We start from the raw sequence: 20,815 nt of genomic DNA on the forward strand, positions 1-20,815 counted from the left end.
TTGAATATACGTGTCAAGTAAAATTCCTTTAACAAGACAACATTTTCAAGAATTTGTCAATCATAGGGCAGTCCGCCCAAGCCAAATACCAATGAAGCAAAAAAATTATCACCCAGTATATGTGGGTGATAATTTTTCATTTTTCCATTATTCCGCTTTATTCAATTCTTTATCCAATGAATCGGCAAACAGTCCATATACATAGCGTTCCGCATCAAATGGCTGCAAGTCGTCGATTTTTTCACCCAAACCAACAAATTTCACCGGAATATTGAGTTTGTTTCGGATGGCCAACACGATACCGCCTTTTGCTGTACCGTCCAGTTTTGTCAATACAATTCCCGTCACATTTGTTGCTTCTTTGAAAGTTTGGGCCTGGATCAAGGCATTTTGGCCGGTCGTCGCATCAAGGGCAAGAAGCACTTCATGCGGGGCATTGGGAATTTCACGGGAAATGACGCGATGGATTTTTTCCAGTTCCTTCATCAAATTCACTTTATTTTGCAAACGTCCCGCCGTATCGCAAATCAAAACATCTACACCGCGTTTTTTCGCCGCATTGATGGCATCATAGATGACCGCAGCAGGGTCGGACCCTTCAGATTGTTTGATCACTTCACATCCTACCCGGTCTCCCCAAATTTGAAGCTGCTCAATGGCGCCGGCACGGAACGTATCGCCTGCCGCCAGCATGACGGTTTTCCCTTGTTTTTTCAAACGGTGGGCAAGCTTCCCGATTGTTGTCGTTTTCCCAACACCATTTACCCCTACAAATAAGATGACCGTCAGCTCGCCATCCGGCTGCAAGTTCAGTTCAGAAATGCCTTCCTCGCCTTGTTCATAGATTTCCACCAATTTTTCGCAAATAATTTCATAAATGCCATCCGTATCTTTTATATTTTTGCGCTGCACTTCAAAGCGAAGTTCATCCATCAACTCCATGACTGTTTCAAATCCGACATCCGCTTGCAGCAATATTTCTTCCAGCTCTTCAAAAAACTCTTCATCCACTTTCCGATAGCGGGCGATTAAATCGTTCACTTTGGAAGTGAACGTGTCACGGGTTTTTGCAAGACCCATTTTGAATTTTTGCGTAATGGACCAAGCGGATGGTTTCTTTTCTTCTTCCGCCTCCACCGTTTCTTCTTTTTCTTCCCCGGCTATTTCTTCATCCTGTTGAGTTTCCTCAAGGGCAGTTTCTTTTTCTGTGCCGGCCGGCTCTTCTTCTATAACTTGCCCTGCATCTTCAACCTCATTTTGTTCAGTTGATTCCTCAACCGTTTCTTGCTGTATTTGTTCTTCCGTTTTACCGCTTAGTTTTTCCTTTAATCGTTTAAAAAAGCTCATGTTTATTCGCTCCTTTGTCCAACAAGTACTGCTTCATCTTCCAATTTCACCGAAACCAGTTTTGACACGCCGGATTCCTGCATCGTAATCCCATACAACACATCGGCTCCTTCCATCGTTCCTTTTCGATGGGTGATGACGATAAATTGCGTGTCCCGGCTCAATTTTCTTAAATATCGGCTATATCGCTCAACGTTTACTTCGTCCAGCGCCGCTTCCACCTCGTCCAAGATGACAAATGGAACCGGCCGGGAATTCAAAATGGCAAATAGCAGGGCGATTGCCGTCAAAGCCCGTTCCCCACCGGAAAGCAAGCTCAGGCTCTGCAGTTTTTTTCCTGGCGGTTGGGCGACAATTTCTATTCCTGTTTCCAATAAGTTGTCAGGGTCCAATAAAATCAAATCGGCATGGCCTCCGCCAAACAATTCCCGGAACACTTCCCGGAATTGTTGCTGAATCTTATCAAAGGACTCTTTAAAGCGGGTCGCCATTTCTTCATCCATTTCCCGGATCGTTTCATTGAGAGTGTTTTGCGCCTCAATTAAATCATTCCGTTGTTCCGTTAAAAAGGTATGCCGTTCCAATACCCGCTCATATTCTTCAATCGCGGTTAAATTGACCGGACCCAATTCTTCAATGGAGAGTTTCAACAGTTTCACTTTTTTTCGGATGTGTTCCACATCTTCCATTTCAACCGCTTCATTTTTTGCTTCTTCAAAATCAATCTCATACTGTTCTTCCAGAAGATTGTTCAGCCGGTTGATTTCAAATTCAATGCGGCTTTTCTTCACATCCATCGAACGCAATTGTTCCAAATAGCCTTTGTGAACTCTTTGCAATTCTTTTAATTGTTCATCCAATTGAGCAAGTTGCTGCTGACAGTCAATGCGAGTCCGCCTTTTTTCCTGAATCGTTGAGGAACACTGTTCCCGTTTTTCGATCCATTCTTGAATCGCCTTTGTTATTTCTTCTTCCGTCAGTTCGTTTTCCTGCTCATTTTGAATCCATTCAATTTCTCGGGAAATAGTGTCGATTTGTTGTAGAAGTTTTGAGCGTTTCAACTCAATGTCCGCCGTTTGAATCTGGAGTTGATTCAATTGTTCCTGCAATACCGCAAGCTCTGAACGTTTTTTCGCCGACTCTTCGCGGAGCAGATCCTTTTCCGTTTCGCTTTTTGCTTTCGCCTTTGATAGTTGCTCCACTTTCCCGTTCACTTGCTGCAATTCCCGTCTTAATTGGAGAAGGCGTTCTTCAACTTGGCTCTTTTGCTTCAATAACGCTTCCCTTCTGGAAGAAGCCGTATTTTTTTCGGAAGAAGCTAAACTAACAGTAGTTTTTAAGTTTTTCTCTTCCAATTCCAGTTCAACATATTTGGAATGCAACTCCATCTCTTCTTGGCGGTATTGTTCGGATTGCATTTTTAACATTTCCGCTTGTCCTTGCAAGTTTGTCAACGATTCTTTTTCTCTTGCAAGTGTTTTCTCCGCCTGGGAAATGGATTGTTCCATTTGGGCTAAATGGGCCTTCAGCTGCTCCAATTCCGCTTTTCTAGTAAACAATGAATTTTGTTGCTTCATGGAACCGCCTGTCAGCGAACCGCCGGCATTGACGATATCTCCGTCCAACGTCACCACCCGGTATTTATAACCGCATAATTTGGCAATCTGACTTGCCCCTTCAAGGTTTTCCGCAACGAGGACGTTGCCGAGCAAGTATTCCGCAATATTGCGGTTTTGCTCATCAAATCCAACTAATTCATGGGCGAGTCTAATGAATGCCGGGTGATTCAACGCTTGCCCGATTTGGGAAGGGGACAGCTTCCGGGATTTCATGACGTTTTTTGGGAGGAAAGTGGCACGGCCGGCTTTTTTCGCTTTTAACCAACCAATGGCTTTTTGGGCATCCTGTTCCGTTTTTGTGACGATATGTTGGGTGGCTGCCCCCAAAGCCGTTTCGATCGCTTTGGAATATTTTCCTTCCACTTTCAACAGTTCTGCAACGGCGCCTTCAATTCCCGATAATTCTCCACGCTCTCTTGCAAGCAATATCTCCTTCACACCATGAGCGAAGCCGGAATAGTCCGATTCCAATTCTTCGATCGCTTCTTTTCTGGACTTCAATTGTTGTTGATGCTGATACGCTTTATACAGCATTTGTTGTTTTTCGTCATAAGAAGAAGTGGCGGCTTTGAGTTGACGTTGCAATTGTTCGTATTGCTCCAATACTTCGCCCAATTTATTTTTAAGTTTTTCCAGCTTCTCCGCAATCCCGTTTTTTTCGCTGGACACTTGCGCCAACTTTTTCAACATTTCTTCCGAGCGGTCATTTATCCGTTCTTCCGTTTCTTCATATTGCGCCAGTTGTTGTTCTATATGTTTCAGTTCATTCTTCGCCGTCGCTTCTTCGTTTAACAAATCGATATAGAGATTTTTTTGCTCTTCTATTTGTTGTTCCAATTGGGAAACCGAACTGTTGAGAGACATATCGATTTGTTTGATTACGGCTTTCAATTGCTGGATTTCATTTTTCTTCATTGCAAACAATTTCTTGTTTTCTTCCTCATTGTTTGCCAGTTCCTTCTCTTCCGCTTCCGCTTCTTTCAGCGATTGCTGCAACTGTTGGAACTGCTTTTCCGCATTGGAACGCTTTTCCTGCACAAGGGCTTTTCGGCCTTCCCAGCGTTCCACTTCCGCACTGGCTTCAACCAAATGTTCTTGCATTTCGTCAATGGATGAATCAATGTGTTGAATGGTTGCACGGAGATTATCCACTTTTATTTGCAGTTCTGCAATTTCAGATGCCTTCTTCCGCTCCTCGCGTTCCAGCTGATCATGGTCTTCCATTACAGCGGACAACTCGTCATGATATTGTTTCAAATCATGGACAATGAGAGAAATGTCCAATTCCCTCAATTCTTCCGTCATGCGAAGATAATCTTTTACAGTGGAACTTTGAATTTTTAATGGTTCCAAGCGGCTATCCAGTTCATGTAATATGTCCAGTACCCGATTTAAATTATCATCGGTCTCCAACAATTTTTGTTCTGCCTTTTTCTTTCGCAGTTTATATTTTAAAATACCCGCCGCTTCTTCAAAAATGATTCGACGGTCGTCCGGTTTGCTGTTTAAAATTTCATCCACACGGCCTTGGGAAATAATTGAAAACGCTTCTTTCCCCAATCCGGAATCCATGAATAAATCCGTAATGTCTTTCAAGCGGCAGTGCTGGTTGTTCAGCAAATATTCGCTTTCTCCTGAGCGGTACACCCGTCTAGTTACACTGATTTCTGAAAATGGAATACCGACTTTTTCATCTTCATTGTTTAAAATTAATGTAACCTCCGCAAAGTTCAAAGGTTTTCTGGAAGCGCTACCGGCAAAAATCACATCTTCCATCTTCGAGCCGCGCAAACTTTTTGCCGATTGTTCCCCCAAAACCCACCGGATCGCATCGGTCACATTGCTCTTTCCGCTTCCATTCGGACCGACAACGGCCGTCACGCCCGGGACAAAATCGATGCCGATTCGATCCGCGAAAGATTTGAAACCTACTACTTCAAGCCGTTTAAGGAACATGTTATTCCTCCTTGTGCAAGGACTGATTTAATGCAACCATTGCATTTTGAGCAGCCTGTTGTTCAGCCTCTTTTTTCGATTTTCCGCGACCGATGCCAAGTTCCTGATCGTTTAATAGCACCCGGGATACAAATGTCCGATTATGGGCCGGTCCTCTTTCATCGATAATTTCATAATGCAGAACGCCGGTATTGGATTGTTGCACCATTTCCTGGAGTTGACTTTTAAAATCCATCACATGCGAAAAAGCACCGACTTCCACTTTCGGGAACACGACTCTTTCCAAAAATTGAAAGACTTTATCAAGCCCCTGATCCAAATAAAGGGCGCCGATAAAGGATTCAAACACATCGGCAAGGAGTGCGGGGCGTTCTCTTCCACCTGTCAATTCTTCTCCTTTTCCTAAAAGAACGTACTTTCCAAAATTCAATTCATTGGCGAAGATGACCAGGGAAGGCTCGCAAACGATGGATGCCCGAAGTTTCGTCAATTCCCCTTCGCTCATATGCGGATAACGTTCGAATAAATATTTTGATATGGAAAGTTCAAGGACCGCATCTCCTAAAAATTCCAAACGTTCATTATCGGCAAAATGTTTTTTGCGATGCTCATTCACATAGGATGAATGGGTAAATGCCTGATATAACAAATTTTTATTGTGAAAAGAGATATTTAATTGTTCTTGCAACTCTTCGAATTGTTGTTTCACTTGTTCAGGATATACACCATTTTTTTGTTGATTTCCTTTTCTTTTGATTGTCATGAATAATCTGCCTTCCTATCCGTTTATGTCGTAAATGTTACTTATTCGAAGTAGTAAAGATATGAGGACAAAAGGTTTATCCCCATATCTTCACATCGAATAAATATAAAAAGTGGTTTTTGTGCATTTCAAATGCATTATTTTTATTATAACCCAAAATGACTACACATTTAGTATTTTCTTCATAAGATTTTAAGCAATGAAAAGAGGCACCCATCAACCACGTACGCGCGGGATGTGCCTCTTTGAGATTAGTTTAATTTACTTTCAATATACTTAACTGCATCTCCAACAGTTACGATTTTTTCTGCATCTTCATCAGAGATTTCCATATCGAATTCATCTTCCAATTCCATTACTAATTCAACAACGTCTAATGAATCAGCACCTAAATCTTCGCGGAAAGATGCTTCTTCCGTTACTTCGCTTTCGTCAACGCCAAGACGGTCAACGATTACTTTTGTTACACGTTCTAATACTGTGCTCACTTCGGTCACCTCCCTTCAATAGTATACAAGAAAGTGTTTCCTGTTCATAGAGAAATTCGTTCTACGAAGGTGAAAACCTCTAATTTATGTTAAAGGAAAGCAGTTCACTTTTGGATTACATTGCGATGCCGCCATCGACATGGAGAACCTGGCCGGTAATATATTCGGCATCTTCGGAAGCCAAAAATACGACGGCTTTTGCCACATGTTCAGGCTGACCGAATTTTCCGAGTGGAATTTGAGTAAGCATGGTGTTTTTCACATCTTCCGGAAGAGCGTCGGTCATTTCCGTTGTGATGAATCCCGGCGCTACGGCATTGACTAAAATATTTCTGGATGCCAATTCTCTTGCCGTCGTTTTTGTCAATCCGATCACACCGGCTTTGGCAGCCGTATAATTGGCTTGTCCGGCATTACCGGTTACACCTACAACAGAGGCGATGTTGATGATGCGGCCGGAACGCTGTTTCATCATTTGACGTGTAACCGCTTTTGTGCAAAGGAATACGCCCTTCAAATTCGTCTCAATGACGTCATCCCATTCATCTTCTTTCATGCGCATCAACAAATTATCCCGGGTAATTCCGGCATTGTTGACGAGGATATCGATGGATCCAAATTCATCCAATGCCGTTTTCATCAAGTTTTGTACGGATTCATTATCCGCAACATTTGCCTGGACGGCAATGGCTTTTTGACCCATTTTTAAAATTTCTTCCACCACTTCTTCCGCTTTTTCTTTGCTTCCGCCGTAGTTAACGACCACATTGGCCCCTTCTTTTGCCAGCTCCAAAGCGATCGCTCGTCCGATTCCTCTGGAAGCTCCTGTCACCACTGCTGTTTTTCCTTCTAATTTTCCCATATTTTTCACCCCTTTAATTCCTTCACAACTTCCTCAAAAGTTGCTTCATCATAGACACAATAGGTTTTCGCTGAGCGGTCGATTTTACGAACAAGGCCGGAGAGCACTTTTCCCGGGCCGCATTCGATAAATGTCGTTACACCCAATTCCAACATTTTGCGGACATCCCGTTCCCATTGCACCGGGCTATATACTTGTTCCACCATTTCTTTTTTAATGGATTCCACATCTTCCAGAATTTCAGCATGTACATTGTTGATGATTGGAATTTTCGGCTGGGAAATGGCCACTTGTTCAATTTCTTTTTCCAGTTGAACAGCGGCAGGTTTCATCAATTCGCAATGGAAAGGACCGCTCACATCGAGTGGAATCGCTCTTTTCGCTCCACGTTCTTTCGCTAATTGGGAAGCCTTTTCCACCCCTTCTTTTGTACCGGAAATTACGATTTGACCTGGGCAATTCAAGTTGGCAAGCTGAACCAAATCCCCGCCTTCGGTGATTTCAGCGCAAACTCCTTTTAACGGCTCTTCTTCCATCCCTAATATGGCCGCCATGGCACCAAGCCCCGCCGGCACCGCTTCATTCATATAAAGGCCGCGCTTATGAACGATTTTGACCGCATCTTCAAAGGAAAGGGATTCAGCGATGACGAAAGAACCATATTCCCCTAAAGAATGTCCGGCCGTATAGTCAGGAGTGATTCCCGCTTCGATCAACTTGGATGCAATCATGACGCCGGTTGTCAAAAGGGCCGGTTGCGCATGATACGTTAAAGTCAATTCTTCTTGCGGACCTTCCAGCATATATTTGGACAGTTTAAAATTCAAAGCTTGATCCGCACGATCATAAAAAGCTTTGCACGCTTCATCATTCGCTACAAGTTCCGCCCCCATTCCCACCTTTTGGGAGCCTTGTCCTGGAAAAATAAATGCTATTTTTGACATTTGCCGTCTCCTTTACTCTTGTTCTTTTTGACTTTCCAATATCGCTTGCTTCATGACGTTGACAATGTCATGTTCGACCATCGTCGCCGCTTGACGGATTGTATTGTAAATCGCTCTCGAGTCAGAGGAACCATGGGCTTTTACAACTGGGGCCTGCAGACCGAACAGCAATGCGCCGCCATGTTCGGAATAATCCAGTTTATTTTTTAACCCTTTCAATTCATTTTTCACGAGCAATGCAGCCAGTTTCCCTTTGGCAGAAGCCATGAACACATCTTTTATCATCTTCATTAACGCTCCTGCCGTGCCTTCGATGGACTTTAACACCATATTGCCGGTAAAACCATCCGTTACAACGACATCCGCAACTCCATCAAGCAAATCGCGGGCTTCCACGTTGCCGACGAAATGCAAATCCGCTTGTTGCAATTTCTCATATACCGATTTGGTCAATTCATTTCCTTTGTGTTCTTCCGTTCCGATATTCAACAACCCGACACGGGGTTTCTCGATGCCTCTCACCTTTTTGGCATAGATATTTCCCATGATGGCAAATTGGACAAGATTTTCAGGTTTCGCTTCCGCATTGGCGCCTAAATCCAGCATTAAAAATCCCTTGCCATCGATTGTCGGCAGCGTTGTTGCAAGGGCCGGTCTTAACACGCCATCAATGCGGCCAACTTTAAACAATCCGCCGGACATATACGCCCCTGTATTTCCTGCAGAAATGCAGGCATCCGCTTTCCCTTCATGTACAGCTTCCAACATCCGTGTCATGGATGAATCTTTTTTCCGGCGGACGGAACGGACCGGCTCATCGTCGCCTGTGATCACCTCTTCACAGTGAATGATTTCCACCCGCTCGTTTTGTACAATATATTTCTCCAACTCTTCTTTTTTTCCATATAGTTGTATTTCAATATTGGGGAAATCTTTTAATGCCTCATTGACGCCTTCTACTATGGCTTTCGGTGCATGGTCCCCACCCATACCGTCAATTGCGATTTTCATTTTGTTCACCTTCACCTTTCGTGCGATACATTTCGAATTCGCCTTTAAACACAGGTTCATTATTTACCGTTGAGATGACATCGATATACGTTCGGTTTTTTTCTTTATTGGTTTCTCGGACAATGGCTTTCGTAACAACACGATCTCCTGCACGAACAGGTTTTAAGAATACCACATTTGCCCGGACCGTCAATGCGAGTTCATCATCGATCACTGCAACGCAAAGGGAGTTTGCCTGGGCAAACAAATGATGCCCCCGTGCGATGCCATTTCTTTGAAAGACATGTTCTTTTTTTACATCAAAAATGGATATCGCCCTTTTATCCAGTTCGATATCGATGATTTCACCTATCACTTCATCAATAGGCAACGATTTTACTTCGTTTTCAAGATTTCTTTCTGCGACATCTTTAATCCGTTCTCTCAGTTCCGGAATCGAAAGTTCCATCCGATCAAGGCGAATCGTCTGAACGCTCACGCCAAATTTCGCAGCCAATTGTTCATCCGTGACGAATGGATTTTCCTCAATCGTTTCTAACAGTAACTGTTGCCGCTCTTTCTTCGATTTTTTCATCAACATTCGCCACCTACTTCCTATCCCATATTAGCACTTGGTACTAACACCAGTATACATTTCCATAAAAAAGAACGCAACAACGAATTGTTACGTTCTCCCATTGAATTTAATTCCATCCGCCAACGCAGTTCCGCTTAATTTAGGCAATTGAATGGAGAGGTTTGCACTTAATCGATTCTTTCTCCGCTTAATGCCCCGGATGCTTCCAACATTTTTCGTAAATGCTCATATTCATCTTCCAGCCAGAAGCGCTCGTCATAGACGAGTTTTGCCGCATCATTGCGGGCCACTTCCAACACGCGGTAATCATGCACCAAATCTGCCAGCTTAAACTCTGGCAAGCCGCTTTGCCGTTTACCGAAGAAATCCCCAGGGCCACGCAATTCCAAATCCTTTTCGGCCAATCGGAAACCGTCCGTGATTTCGGTCATGCTTTTCATCCGTTCGATTCCTTCTTCGGATTTGGGATTTGCAAGCAACACGCAATAGGATTGATAATTTCCGCGCCCAACCCGGCCGCGCAACTGGTGAAGCTGGGCAAGCCCAAACCGGTCCGCATCATAAATCAACATGAAGCTCGCATTCGGCACGTTCACCCCCACCTCAACGACCGTTGTGGAAACAAGCACATGGATTTTTCCATCTTTAAACGCCCGCATCACATGATCTTTTTCATCTGAAGGAAGCCGGCCATGCATAAGGCCCACTTCGTAGCGTCCGCCAAAAATCGTTCTTAATTGTTCATAAACTTCCACCGCATTTTGCACATCAATCTTTTCGGACTCTTCGATCAGCGGGCAAATCACATAGGCTTGGCGGCCTTTTTTCAGCTCCATTTCCATCTTCGTCAAGCACGCATTCAGCTGCTCTTTTTTCATCCAATGGGTTTCAATCTGCTTGCGTCCCGAAGGCATTTCATCGATGACGGAAACATCCATTTCCCCAAAGGCTGTAATCGCAAGCGTCCTCGGAATTGGCGTGGCCGTCATAAAGAGCACATCCGGATGCATCCCTTTATCGCGCAATATTCTCCGCTGTTCCACCCCAAAGCGGTGCTGCTCATCGGTAATGACAAATCCTAATTGATGGAAGGTCACATCCGGCTGAATGAGGGCATGGGTTCCAATAATCACTTGAATTTCGCCCTTTTCCAACTGCTCCAAAATCCGCTTCCGTTCCTTCGTCTTTGTGGAGCCTGTAAGCAGCGCAATGTTCACTCCCATCGGTTGATATAAACTTTGAAGGGATGCAAAATGCTGCTCAGCCAAAATTTCCGTAGGAGCCATCAAAGCCCCTTGGTAACCGGCAGTCACACAAGCATAAAGGGCGATTGCGGCAACGATTGTTTTACCGGAACCGACATCCCCTTGCAAAAGGCGGTTCATACGATAAGGGGACTTTAGATCCCGGCAAATTTCATTGACGACCCGTTTTTGGGCATTCGTCAATTCGAAAGGGATCTGGCTTATAAATTCCTTCAATTTCTGCAAGTCATATTGGATGGCAATCCCTTTTTCCTGTTCTTTTCTTGTTTTCCGCAATGCCTGAATACGCAGTTGGAACATCAGGAGTTCTTCGTATACAAATCGTCTGCGGGCTTGTTTCAAATGATCTGCACTTCTCGGAAAATGAATCCCTTCCAGCGCCTCATCAATGGCCAAAAGTTTATATTGTTCTCTCAAACCTTTTGGCAGATTTTCAACCAATTGATCTTTTGACAGATCAAGCGCCTGCCTCATAAACTTGCGGAACCGGTTTTGATGCAAATTGCCTCTCAACCGGTAGACGGGTTCAAAATCTTGGCCGTTCTCTTTCGGTCCGAATCTCACGCTGGATGCGGTAATCGTTTGCCGACCCCGATCCCATTTTCCGGATACGGTAATGATCGTTCCGGGTGTCAGCCGGTCCTTCAAATAATGTTGGTTAAAGAAAACCACTTTAACAATATGCCGTCCAGCCAATACGCTCACTTGCAGTCTTGACTTGTTGCGTCCCATAAAAAAGACGAGAGGCTGACTTTCCACTCTTGCTTCGATCGTCACTTGTTCGTTATGGGGGGTTTCAACCAAATCTTTTATTCGAAAATCTTCATAACGGAATGGAAAATACATGAGCAGATCCCGCAAATGGTGAATCCCCATTTCTTTCAATATTTCAGCGGTTTCCGATCCCACACCTTTTATATTTGTAACGGGTTCCAATTCAATTTGTCCCAAAACCACTTCACGCTCCAAATGTTCGCAGCTTTTCTTTGTTTGAATTCAGTGTAACATGAACGGTCAATTTCTATCAAAATAATAAATTCCTTATCCGGTTTGAAGGTTTACGTCAAAATAAAAAAACGTCCCTGCTAGAGACGCTTTTTATTCTACAGAGAAGATAAACGGATATAACGCTTGTTTTCCATCAATGATTTCCAATTCCACATCCGGATATTGTTCCTCAACGAATCCAACAATGGCGTTGACGTCCTCCTCCGATACTCCTTCACCGTAAATCATCGTTACGATTTCCGTATCATCTTCAACGAGCTGGGACAATAAATTCCGGGCGGCATCCAGCATATTGGATGTAGAGTCGATGATTTTTCCATCGGCAAGCGCCATATAATCATCTTTATGAATTTCTACACCATCAATGGTTGTATCCCGTACGGCACAAGTGATCTGACCTGTTTTCACACCCGCCATCGCTTCTGTCATCGCTTCTTTATTTTCTTCAACGGATGCTTCTGGATTGAATGCGAGAATTGCCGCCATCCCTTGTGGAATCGTTTTTGACGGCACCACAGCGGCTTCAATGTCCAATAATTCCACCGCTTGTTCAGCAGCCATGATAATATTTTTATTGTTAGGCAAAATTAATACCTTTTCCGCACCGATTTCTTTTACCGCTTTTACAATGTCTTCTGTGGAAGGGTTCATCGTTTGGCCGCCTTCAATCACATAAGACGCTCCGATGCTCTTCAGCATGTCGCTGATTCCCTCACCCATCGCCACCGTCACAACGGCGTACGGATGTTTTTCCTTTGGCCGGCTTTCAGTCTTCTCCTTATTAACAATCGCTGAATGCTGTTCTCTCATATTGTCCACTTTAATCTTGATTAAGCTTCCATATCTTTGCCCTTCATTCAGAACAACTCCAGGTGTTTCAGTATGAATATGTACTTTTACGATTTCATCATCTGAAACAACGAGCAAAGAGTCTCCCAGTTTGCTCAAATCTTCCCGGAACTTTCCTTCATCAAACGGCTCTTTCTCCGGTTCAAACCGGACCATGATTTCAGTGCAATAGCCGAATTTGATGTCTTCCGTGCTCATGAATTCCTGGGCCCGATGGTGTTCTGCATTCACCAATTCTTCCAAATTATCAACTTTCGATTTTTGTGGCAGCGCTTCCCCTTTTAGAGATGCCAAGAAACCTTCATAAATGATGACAAGGCCTTGCCCGCCGCTGTCCACAACCCCTACTTCTTTTAACACAGGAAGCAAATCCGGCGTGCGCTGCAAGGAGTTTTTAGCTTCTTCTACAATCGCTTCCATTACTTTCACAATATTGTCTTCATGCTCTGCCGTTTCCACACCTTTGGCAGCCGCTTCGCGGGCAACAGTTAAAATCGTTCCTTCCACAGGCTTCATTACCGCTTTGTAGGCCGCGTCCACTCCAGCTTGAAAGGCTTGTGCGAATTGTTTTGCATTAATTTCGCTTTCTTTTTCCAAATATTTTCCGAAACCACGGAATAATTGGGATAAAATCACCCCTGAATTTCCACGGGCTCCCATCAATAATCCTTTTGCCAAGCTTTGAGCGGTTTTGCCGATATGATTTTGGGCATTTGCCTGCGTTTCTTTTGCCCCGGAGATCATCGATAAATTCATATTGGTCCCTGTATCGCCATCCGGCACAGGAAATACGTTTAATGAATCTACAAAATCTGCATTCTGAGTCAGATGGTGCGACCCCATTTGGACCATCTCCGCAAATTTTGTTCCGTCTAATAACTTCATGTTGATTAATATCCTCCTCTATTCACCGTTCATTACTCGAACGCCTTGAACAAATATGTTCACGGATTTTACGTTCAAACCTAATGTCTTGTTAATGGTATATTTTACTTTTGATTGGACTTGATAAGCCACTTCGGAGATTTTTGTCCCGTAGCTGACAATAATATACATATCGATGTGCAGGTCTTCCCCATCCTGGCGGACAATGACACCTTTAGCAAAATTTTCTTTTCTCAATATTTCTGTTAAACCGTCACGAATTTGGTGTTTGCTCGCCATTCCTACAACACCGTAACATTCAGTCGCCGCTCCACCCGCAATCTGAGCGATTACATCATTGGAAATATCAATTTGGCCATAATCATTTCTGATTTCGATTGACATGATACTGCCTCCTTGGCTCATTTTAACTAAATTAATTGTACTACACAAAATTTGATTATAAAAGATAACGTTGAGAATCGTCCAGTTCATCACGTTTTTCCAGCCAGTTTTGTCGATGTTTGCGAAATTTTGCCGGCTAATGATTAGATTTTCCTTTTTCCTTATTTTTATTTCACCGCTGTAAAGTAATTTTTCTTGAATCCTTTCCTGAAAAGAGTTGCATAGATTGTTTGTCTATGTTAAATTATTATGGTATGTGAATACTCGCACTGAGGAATTATTCAGATTGATCTGTAAGGAGGGAATATAGATGCCAAAAAAATGTGTTGTAACTGGTCGTAAAACTCGTACAGGTAATAAACGTTCTCACGCAATGAACGCGAACAAACGTACTTGGAAACCAAACCTTCAAAAAGTACGTATCTTAGTTGATGGCAAACCAAAACGTGTTTGGGTTTCTACTCGCGCTTTAAAATCAGGTAAAGTAGAACGTGTATAATAAAACACATATAAAAGTGTAAGTAAAGTCGTCTGATGCGCACTTTACTTACACTTTTTTATTGCAAAAAAATACCACCCAAAACCGGATGGGTGATATTCCGAACCAATGAATGATTATGAAACGAAATGATTTCATAACGCATATTATTCTTTTCTTTTTTTCTTTTTATTGCTGCCTGAAAATAAATTGATGCAGGAACGGGTAAGATTGCTTAAAAACTTTGGCAATTGGAAAGTATAAACTCGCACGATCAAACCTCCTTATAAGTCACTGCTTCTTATCATTAAACATATGCCTGAAGAAAAGGAGATATAACCTTGCTCATCCACTAGCTCATTGCTGGTGAACCGGCTCGACCCCACTTCGATTCTTTCGCTTGTCGTCTCATACTTGACGCCGCGCAATGTCACATTTTCCACCGCTTGCTGAAAAGAGAAGAATGAAAGATAACGGTACTTTTCATCTCTGACGATCGTATGCTTTCCCGGCAACAGGATGCTGATTTCATTATGTCTATTAATAATTTTATGTTCGATGTGCGGATAATGTGATTTCATATGATAAAGGGAGCGTACGGCCGCTGCAAAGTGGTCCAGACGTCCGCCGGTTACCCCCGTAATGAATATTTCATTTGGATTGTAAGAGATGGCTTTGGCAAGCGCCAGATCCGTGTCGGTTTCATCTTTTTCCGCGCGATGTTTTTCGATTTTTTTTACTTCCCTGCAAATCTTCTCCCATTCCTGTTCTGTCAACGAGTCAAAATCCCCGATCACTTCATCGGGAACGATTCCCTCTTCAAGTAGATAGAGAGCGCCGCGATCCGCTCCGATATAATAGATATCATGGTCATTTCTGAATCTGTCAAAGGAGCATAATTCATACTTTGGACCGCCTGCGCAAATCAATACTTTCCTCATGTTCAAATTGCAGCCTCACCACTCGTTTTTATTGCTTGCAAAGCGGCTTTCCGGTCTTTTTGATTATAGATCGCTGAACCGGCCACGAAAATCGTTGCCCCCGCTTTTGCACAAGGCACGATTGTTTCTGCCGTAATGCCCCCATCCACTTCGATTTCCACATTTAACCCTTTTTCTTTTATCATGTTGGAAAGAGCTTCAATTTTTGGCACAACGCTTTCGATAAACTTTTGTCCCCCAAAACCAGGGTTGACCGTCATCAACAAGACGAAATCCACATCGCCCAACACATGTTGGATCATTTCAATCGGCGTGTGGGGATTTAGTACAACCCCCGGTTTTACACCAAAAGAACGGATTAATTGAATGGTGCGGTGCAAATGAGGACAAGCTTCCACATGCACAGAAATCCAGTCCGCTCCCGCTTTCGCGAAGGCTTCAATATATTGATCGGGATTTTCGATCATCAAATGCACATCCAATGGCAATGTGGTCAAAGGTCTCAACGCCTGTACGACAATCGGGCCCATTGTAATGTTTGGAACGAAATGGCCATCCATCACATCAATATGAATCAGGTCAGCTCCCGCTTCTTCCACTTCTTTTACTTCTTCGCCCAATTTCGCAAAATCCGCTGATAAGATTGATGGTGCAATTTTAATCATGTCTAATACCTCGGCTTTCGATCAATGATTTCTTGTAAAAATTGTAAATAATGCTCATAACGGAATTCCTGGATCTCTCCGGACTCCATACCTTCTTTTATGGCACATTTCGGTTCTTTTAAATGGAGACATCCACGGAATTTACACTCATCTTTTTTTCTCTCGAACTCAGGAAAACAACTTGGCAAGTCTTCTTTTTCGATATGATCAAAGTCGAATGAACTGAATCCAGGTGTATCTGCCACAAGTCCACCGGCCACTTCAATCAATTCCACATGTCGTGTCGTATGTTTGCCTCTTCCCAAAGTTTGGGAGATTTCCCCTGTTTTTAAATTTAACTCCGGAATCAAGGTGTTTAATAATGTGGATTTTCCGACACCGGATTGCCCTGCCAACACCGTTGTTTTTCCTTCCAAAAAGGGTTCAAGTTTCTCAAGCAACTTAGGATCGTGTTTATAAGTATCTATCACTTCATACCCGATTTCTTGATAGATTTTTATATATTGTTGGATTTCTTCTTTTTCATTTTCCAAAAGCAGATCCATTTTGGTCAAGCAGATGATTGGCGTCACTTGATGGGACTCCAATACGACCAAAAACCGATCCAATAAAATCAGATTGAAATCCGGCTCTTTCACGGAAAAAACGAGCAATGCCTGATCCACATTGGCAATTGGCGGCCGAATCAATGCATTCTTCCGGGGGAAGATTTTGGTGATCACCCCATCGGAACCTTCTTTTTCTTTGGCGTATTCGACAAAGTCGCCGACGAGAGGTTGTTCCCCCCGTTTCCGGAAAACCCCTCGTCCACGGCATTGCAATAATTGTCCTTCGTCATATACATAGTAGTATCCGCTTAAAGCCTTTCGAATTTGCCCATTAGGCATCCCATTCCTCCTTCATCTGCTCACTCGTATGGAATTGTTTTTTCTTCAATGACCATTGAATCTTTTTCGATTCGGTATGCTGCTGTAGAACCTTCTTCAATCACCAATTGAATACGATATGTCGTATCTTCCGTAATCGTAAATTCATCATAAGGCTTCAACATATTGTTGGATTTATCCTGAATGAAAATTCTCACTTTCTGCGGTTGTCCCGTCAATGCATGATCATATGGGATCACCACATCTTTTACATAGACTTTTTCAAGTTTTTGTTTAGGTCCTTTTGAAATGGTAACGTTAATCGTTTCCCCAATTTCCAATTTTGTATTCGGCTTTGGATCCTGGGAAACGACGCTGCCAGCCGGTATATTGTCGGAATGGACTTCTTCGACAATTTTAATTTTATAGCCTGAACTTTTCTCATATTCCCTCATGGCTGACTGATTATAGCCAGTCAAATCCGCCACCGTGCCGATTTGTTTTCCTTTGCTCACCGTCAATGTGATAACCGTATCTTCCGGAACCACCGCCTCGCCCGGTGAAGGGTCTTGGCTGATGATTGTTCCTTCCGATTGATTGGAATATTCCTCGACCACATTTACATCTTTGAATTTATCACGAATAATGGAAAGCACCTGATCCAATTGTTTTCCGACATAGTCTTGCATTTCGACCTCTTCATCGCCAACCGATACGATCAAGTCGATTTTCGAGCCTTTCGCCCTTGTCAATCCGGCTTTCGGGTCCGTTTCGATGACCAACCCTTCTTCCACTTCATCGGAATTCTTTTCTCGTATTTCACCGATTTCAAATCCCGCTTTCTCTAATATGTCAGTGGCTTCTTCCACTTCCATATTCGAAACATCCGGTATTTCCACCTTATCCGGAAGAATCAAGTTAATCAAAACAATGAACAGGATAATTAGAAGAAGAGCTGATCCTCCAATGATTGTCCACAGTTTTTTTCTATTTTTCTTTTGTTTGACCTTTTGTTTTTTCGTATTTTCCTTTTCTTTCCCATTATTCGTTATTTTATTTTTTTCAGAAAGGGCAGGCTTTATTTCTTTCGTTTTAGCCATATCATCGATTGGCAAAGACTCCTTGATAATCGGAATGGCTTTCGTTTCTTCATTATCTATCGGTGGACGGAATTTCGGTTCGTTCCGCCTGCTGGGAGACAATACAGTTTCCAAATCCGCCGCCATTTCTTCCACAGAAGCATAACGGTGATCCGGATTTTTCGCTGTCGCCTTCAAGATGACATTTTCCAAACTTTGTGGAATCGACGCGTCAAAATCCCGGACGGAAGGTGTCTCTGCCTGCAGGTGCTTCAAGGCGATCGATACTGGAGATTCCCCAGAAAAAGGCACCTCTCCGGTCAATAGCTCATACAAAACAATTCCTAGAGCATAAATATCGGATTTTTTCGTCGCAACGCCTCCGCGTGCTTGTTCCGGCGATAAATAATGGACTGTTCCCATCACCGAATTTGTTTTTGTATAACTGGTCGCGGCAAGGGAGGTCGCAATGCCAAAATCCGTTATCTTCACATTTCCGTTTTCGTCCATTAAGATATTCTGAGGTTTGATGTCACGGTGTATGATTTGATTCTCATGGGCGTGGCTGATTGCGCTCGCCAGTTGCTTCATAATTTGGACGCTTCTGGCAGGGGAAAGAGGAGCATTTTCTTTTATGTACTGCTTCAGCGTTTTCCCTTTTACATACTCCATGACAATATAGTGCATATCCCCGTCTTCGCCTACGTCATAAATGCTGACAATATTCGGATGGGTCAAACTTGTTGCAGATAAAGCCTCCCGATGAAAACGGCGCATACTTTCTTCTTCATTTGCCGAATCATAGCGCAATACTTTGATTGCCACATCCCGATTTAAAATCATGTCGTGAGCTAAATATACATTGCTCATGCCACCGCCGCCGATAAGTTTGATTACCTTATAGCGATCATTTATGCGTTTTCCTTCAAGCACACTTTACACCTCCTCTTCCGTCATCATCAGCAAGATAAGGGAGATATTGTCTTCCCCTCCGCTGTCATTGGCCAATTGGACAAGTTTCCGCCCTTTTTCGGAAATCGGCATTGGATAAGTGATAATGGCCGCCATTTCATCCGTTGATATTTTATTGCTCAAACCGTCTGAACAAATGAGCAAATAGGAATATTCTTTTAAGGTCAATTCGTAAAAATCCGGTTCAATTGTTGGCTCCGTCCCCAAAGCTTTTACAATAAAATTTTTCTGAGGATGATTTTGGGCTTCTTCTTCACTGATTTCACCGCTGTCCACCAAAATATTGACATATGAATGGTCCCTCGTAATCAGATCCACGCTGTTGGAAGTGAAATGATAAACCCGGCTATCGCCAATATGGCCGATCAGGCAGTGGTTTTTGTCGATCAACACAGCAATAAAGGTCGTCCCCATGCCTCTGCATTTTTCATTTTCCAACGAATAGTCGTAAATTTTTTTGTTGATATTGGCAATGGATTCTTCCATCCATTTCCGCTTTTCTTCCACACTTGCATTTTGAAACTCCACTTGCAAAAAATAATTGGTCATTTCCTGGATGGCCATTTCACTTGCCACGTCACCCGCGTTATGACCGCCCATTCCATCGGCGAGCAGCGCAAGTTTCAATGAATCCGGGCGCTCCAAAAAAGCTGCCCTGTCTTCATTGATGACTCTTTTTCGCCCAACATCACTTTCCACAGTAAATTTCACAATGGTCACCTCGTCTCGTGAACTCTCTCTTTCGCCCGTAATTGTCCACACGCTGCATCAATATCCGAACCGTGTTCCCTCCGGATCGTTACATTGATGCCATTCTTTTTCAAGGCCTTCTCAAAGGCAAAGATCTGATTTCTCGGAGTGCGTACATAATTCCGCTCCGGCACATAGTTGACCGGAATCAAATTGACGTGGCATTTAATGCCTTTGATGAGTTTCGCCAATTCTTCCGCGTGCTCGATTGTATCGTTGACACCACCGAACAGTCCATATTCGAATGTGACGCGGCGTCCGGTTTTCTCCGTATAATATCGGATAGCCTCCATCAATTTGTCCAATTTGTAAGCCCGGGCAATCGGCATTAACCGTTCCCGAAGTTCCTGATTTGGCGCGTGAAGGGACAATGCGAAATTAATTTGCAGTTCCTCATCGGCAAACTGATAAATTTTTGGTATTATGCCTGAGGTAGAAACGGTGATATGACGCGCTCCAATGTTTAAACCCTTCTCGTGATTGATGACAGTCAAAAATTTCATCAATGCATCATAATTGTCGAATGGTTCACCGATTCCCATCACGACTACATGGGACACCCTTTCATCCGCTTCATCCAAAGCTTGCTGCACTTTGACCACTTGCTCCACGATTTCTCCCGGAAGCAAATGTCTTTTTAATCCGCCCAATGTAGAGGCGCAGAAGGTACAGCCGATACGGCAACCGACCTGCGTCGTCACACAGACGGAATTTCCATAATCATGACGCATCAATACGGTTTCGATGGAGTAGCCGTCTTGCAATTGAAACAGGAATTTAATCGTTCCATCCTTTGATTCCTGCTTTACAATTGTTGAAAGGGTTGTCATGGCAAATTGTTCTTTTAATTTTTCTCTCAGAGGTTTTGGCAAATTCGTCATATCATCGAACGTTTTTACCCGCTTATTATAAAGCCAATCATAAATTTGGGCGGCACGGAACGGTTTTTCTCCTTGATCCGTCAGCCACTCTTTCAATTCATCCAATGTGAATGAATAAATGGACTCTTTCAAATCGGGCTTTTCTTTTTTCTTTCGTTTCTGTGGTGTTTCCGCCTGCTCAACCAACTCATTAATACGTTCATTGAAAATATTGTTATCCATTCT

General features: G+C 43.2%; 19 protein-coding genes. 1 reads left to right on the forward strand and 18 read right to left on the reverse strand.

All coding sequences use genetic code 11. From position 1 onward, the window contains the following. Window positions 1-147 precede the first annotated feature (147 nt). From ftsY to ACFPOH_RS05790, 11 genes are all read right to left on the reverse strand, one after another. Complete coding sequence (gene ftsY / locus ACFPOH_RS05740; protein WP_342469900.1) at window positions 148-1,347, reverse strand: signal recognition particle-docking protein FtsY; 1,200 nt, start codon at window positions 1,345-1,347, stop codon at window positions 148-150. A 2-nt stretch (window positions 1,348-1,349) separates the two neighbouring features. Continuing rightward, on the reverse strand, window positions 1,350-4,922 hold the full coding sequence (smc, locus tag ACFPOH_RS05745; protein WP_390309030.1) for a chromosome segregation protein SMC: 3,573 nt from the start codon (window positions 4,920-4,922) through the stop codon (window positions 1,350-1,352). Between the two features lies 1 nt (window position 4,923). After that, on the reverse strand, window positions 4,924-5,685 hold the full coding sequence (gene rnc / locus ACFPOH_RS05750; RefSeq protein WP_342469902.1) for a ribonuclease III: 762 nt from the start codon (window positions 5,683-5,685) through the stop codon (window positions 4,924-4,926). Between the two features lie 251 nt (window positions 5,686-5,936). Beyond that, window positions 5,937-6,173, reverse strand: coding sequence for an acyl carrier protein (locus ACFPOH_RS05755; RefSeq protein WP_342469903.1), 237 nt, complete (start codon window positions 6,171-6,173; stop codon window positions 5,937-5,939). A 115-nt stretch (window positions 6,174-6,288) separates the two neighbouring features. Further along, a complete protein-coding gene (gene fabG, locus ACFPOH_RS05760; RefSeq protein WP_342581144.1) occupies window positions 6,289-7,035 on the reverse strand; it encodes a 3-oxoacyl-[acyl-carrier-protein] reductase in 747 nt (248 codons plus the stop codon). A gap of 5 nt (window positions 7,036-7,040) precedes the next feature. Next, window positions 7,041-7,979 (reverse strand): ACP S-malonyltransferase, encoded by a 939-nt coding sequence (fabD, locus tag ACFPOH_RS05765; RefSeq protein ID WP_342469905.1) that lies wholly within the window; start codon window positions 7,977-7,979, stop codon window positions 7,041-7,043. Window positions 7,980-7,991: 12 nt separating this feature from the next. Continuing rightward, complete coding sequence (gene plsX, locus ACFPOH_RS05770; protein ID WP_390309031.1) at window positions 7,992-8,990, reverse strand: phosphate acyltransferase PlsX; 999 nt, start codon at window positions 8,988-8,990, stop codon at window positions 7,992-7,994. Further along, entirely contained in the window at window positions 8,974-9,564 is a 591-nt protein-coding gene (gene fapR, locus ACFPOH_RS05775; protein ID WP_390309033.1) for a transcription factor FapR, read from the reverse strand. Before fapR ends, plsX begins: the two co-directional genes overlap by 17 nt. Window positions 9,565-9,734: 170 nt before the next feature. After that, entirely contained in the window at window positions 9,735-11,801 is a 2,067-nt protein-coding gene (gene recG, locus ACFPOH_RS05780) for an ATP-dependent DNA helicase RecG (RefSeq protein WP_390309034.1), read from the reverse strand. Between the two features lie 129 nt (window positions 11,802-11,930). Further along, complete coding sequence (locus ACFPOH_RS05785; RefSeq protein WP_390309035.1) at window positions 11,931-13,574, reverse strand: DAK2 domain-containing protein; 1,644 nt, start codon at window positions 13,572-13,574, stop codon at window positions 11,931-11,933. A gap of 18 nt (window positions 13,575-13,592) precedes the next feature. Continuing rightward, window positions 13,593-13,958: an Asp23/Gls24 family envelope stress response protein gene (locus tag ACFPOH_RS05790; protein ID WP_342469910.1), complete on the reverse strand. Its 366-nt coding sequence runs from the start codon at window positions 13,956-13,958 to the stop codon at window positions 13,593-13,595. 310 nt (window positions 13,959-14,268) lie between these two features. Here ACFPOH_RS05790 and rpmB point away from each other — a divergent pair, with 310 nt between their 5' ends. After that, the gene (rpmB, locus tag ACFPOH_RS05795) at window positions 14,269-14,457 is read left to right on the forward strand and encodes a 50S ribosomal protein L28 (protein ID WP_096550629.1); all 189 of its coding nucleotides are present in this window, start codon (window positions 14,269-14,271) and stop codon (window positions 14,455-14,457) included. Between the two features lie 146 nt (window positions 14,458-14,603). On the opposite strand, the gene spoVM is transcribed toward rpmB, so the two are convergent. The 7 genes from spoVM to rlmN are packed head-to-tail and all read right to left on the reverse strand — an operon-like array spanning window position 14,604 to window position 20,812. Beyond that, window positions 14,604-14,708 (reverse strand): stage V sporulation protein SpoVM, encoded by a 105-nt coding sequence (gene spoVM / locus ACFPOH_RS05800; protein ID WP_342469911.1) that lies wholly within the window; start codon window positions 14,706-14,708, stop codon window positions 14,604-14,606. A gap of 12 nt (window positions 14,709-14,720) precedes the next feature. Then, entirely contained in the window at window positions 14,721-15,377 is a 657-nt protein-coding gene (locus ACFPOH_RS05805) for a thiamine diphosphokinase (protein ID WP_342469912.1), read from the reverse strand. Window positions 15,378-15,379: 2 nt separating this feature from the next. Then, window positions 15,380-16,042, reverse strand: a complete 663-nt coding sequence (rpe, locus tag ACFPOH_RS05810; RefSeq protein ID WP_342469914.1) for a ribulose-phosphate 3-epimerase — start codon at window positions 16,040-16,042, stop codon at window positions 15,380-15,382. Window positions 16,043-16,044: 2 nt separating this feature from the next. After that, entirely contained in the window at window positions 16,045-16,929 is an 885-nt protein-coding gene (gene rsgA, locus ACFPOH_RS05815; protein WP_342581140.1) for a ribosome small subunit-dependent GTPase A, read from the reverse strand. Between the two features lie 20 nt (window positions 16,930-16,949). Beyond that, complete coding sequence (gene pknB / locus ACFPOH_RS05820; RefSeq protein WP_390309036.1) at window positions 16,950-18,920, reverse strand: Stk1 family PASTA domain-containing Ser/Thr kinase; 1,971 nt, start codon at window positions 18,918-18,920, stop codon at window positions 16,950-16,952. 3 nt (window positions 18,921-18,923) lie between these two features. After that, complete coding sequence (locus ACFPOH_RS05825) at window positions 18,924-19,670, reverse strand: Stp1/IreP family PP2C-type Ser/Thr phosphatase (protein WP_390309037.1); 747 nt, start codon at window positions 19,668-19,670, stop codon at window positions 18,924-18,926. Between the two features lie 5 nt (window positions 19,671-19,675). Further along, complete coding sequence (gene rlmN / locus ACFPOH_RS05830) at window positions 19,676-20,812, reverse strand: dual-specificity RNA methyltransferase RlmN (RefSeq protein WP_342581138.1); 1,137 nt, start codon at window positions 20,810-20,812, stop codon at window positions 19,676-19,678. Window positions 20,813-20,815 lie beyond the last annotated feature (3 nt).

This window comes from Ureibacillus suwonensis (assembly GCF_042655065.1).
Taxonomy (GTDB): domain Bacteria; phylum Bacillota; class Bacilli; order Bacillales_A; family Planococcaceae; genus Ureibacillus; species Ureibacillus suwonensis.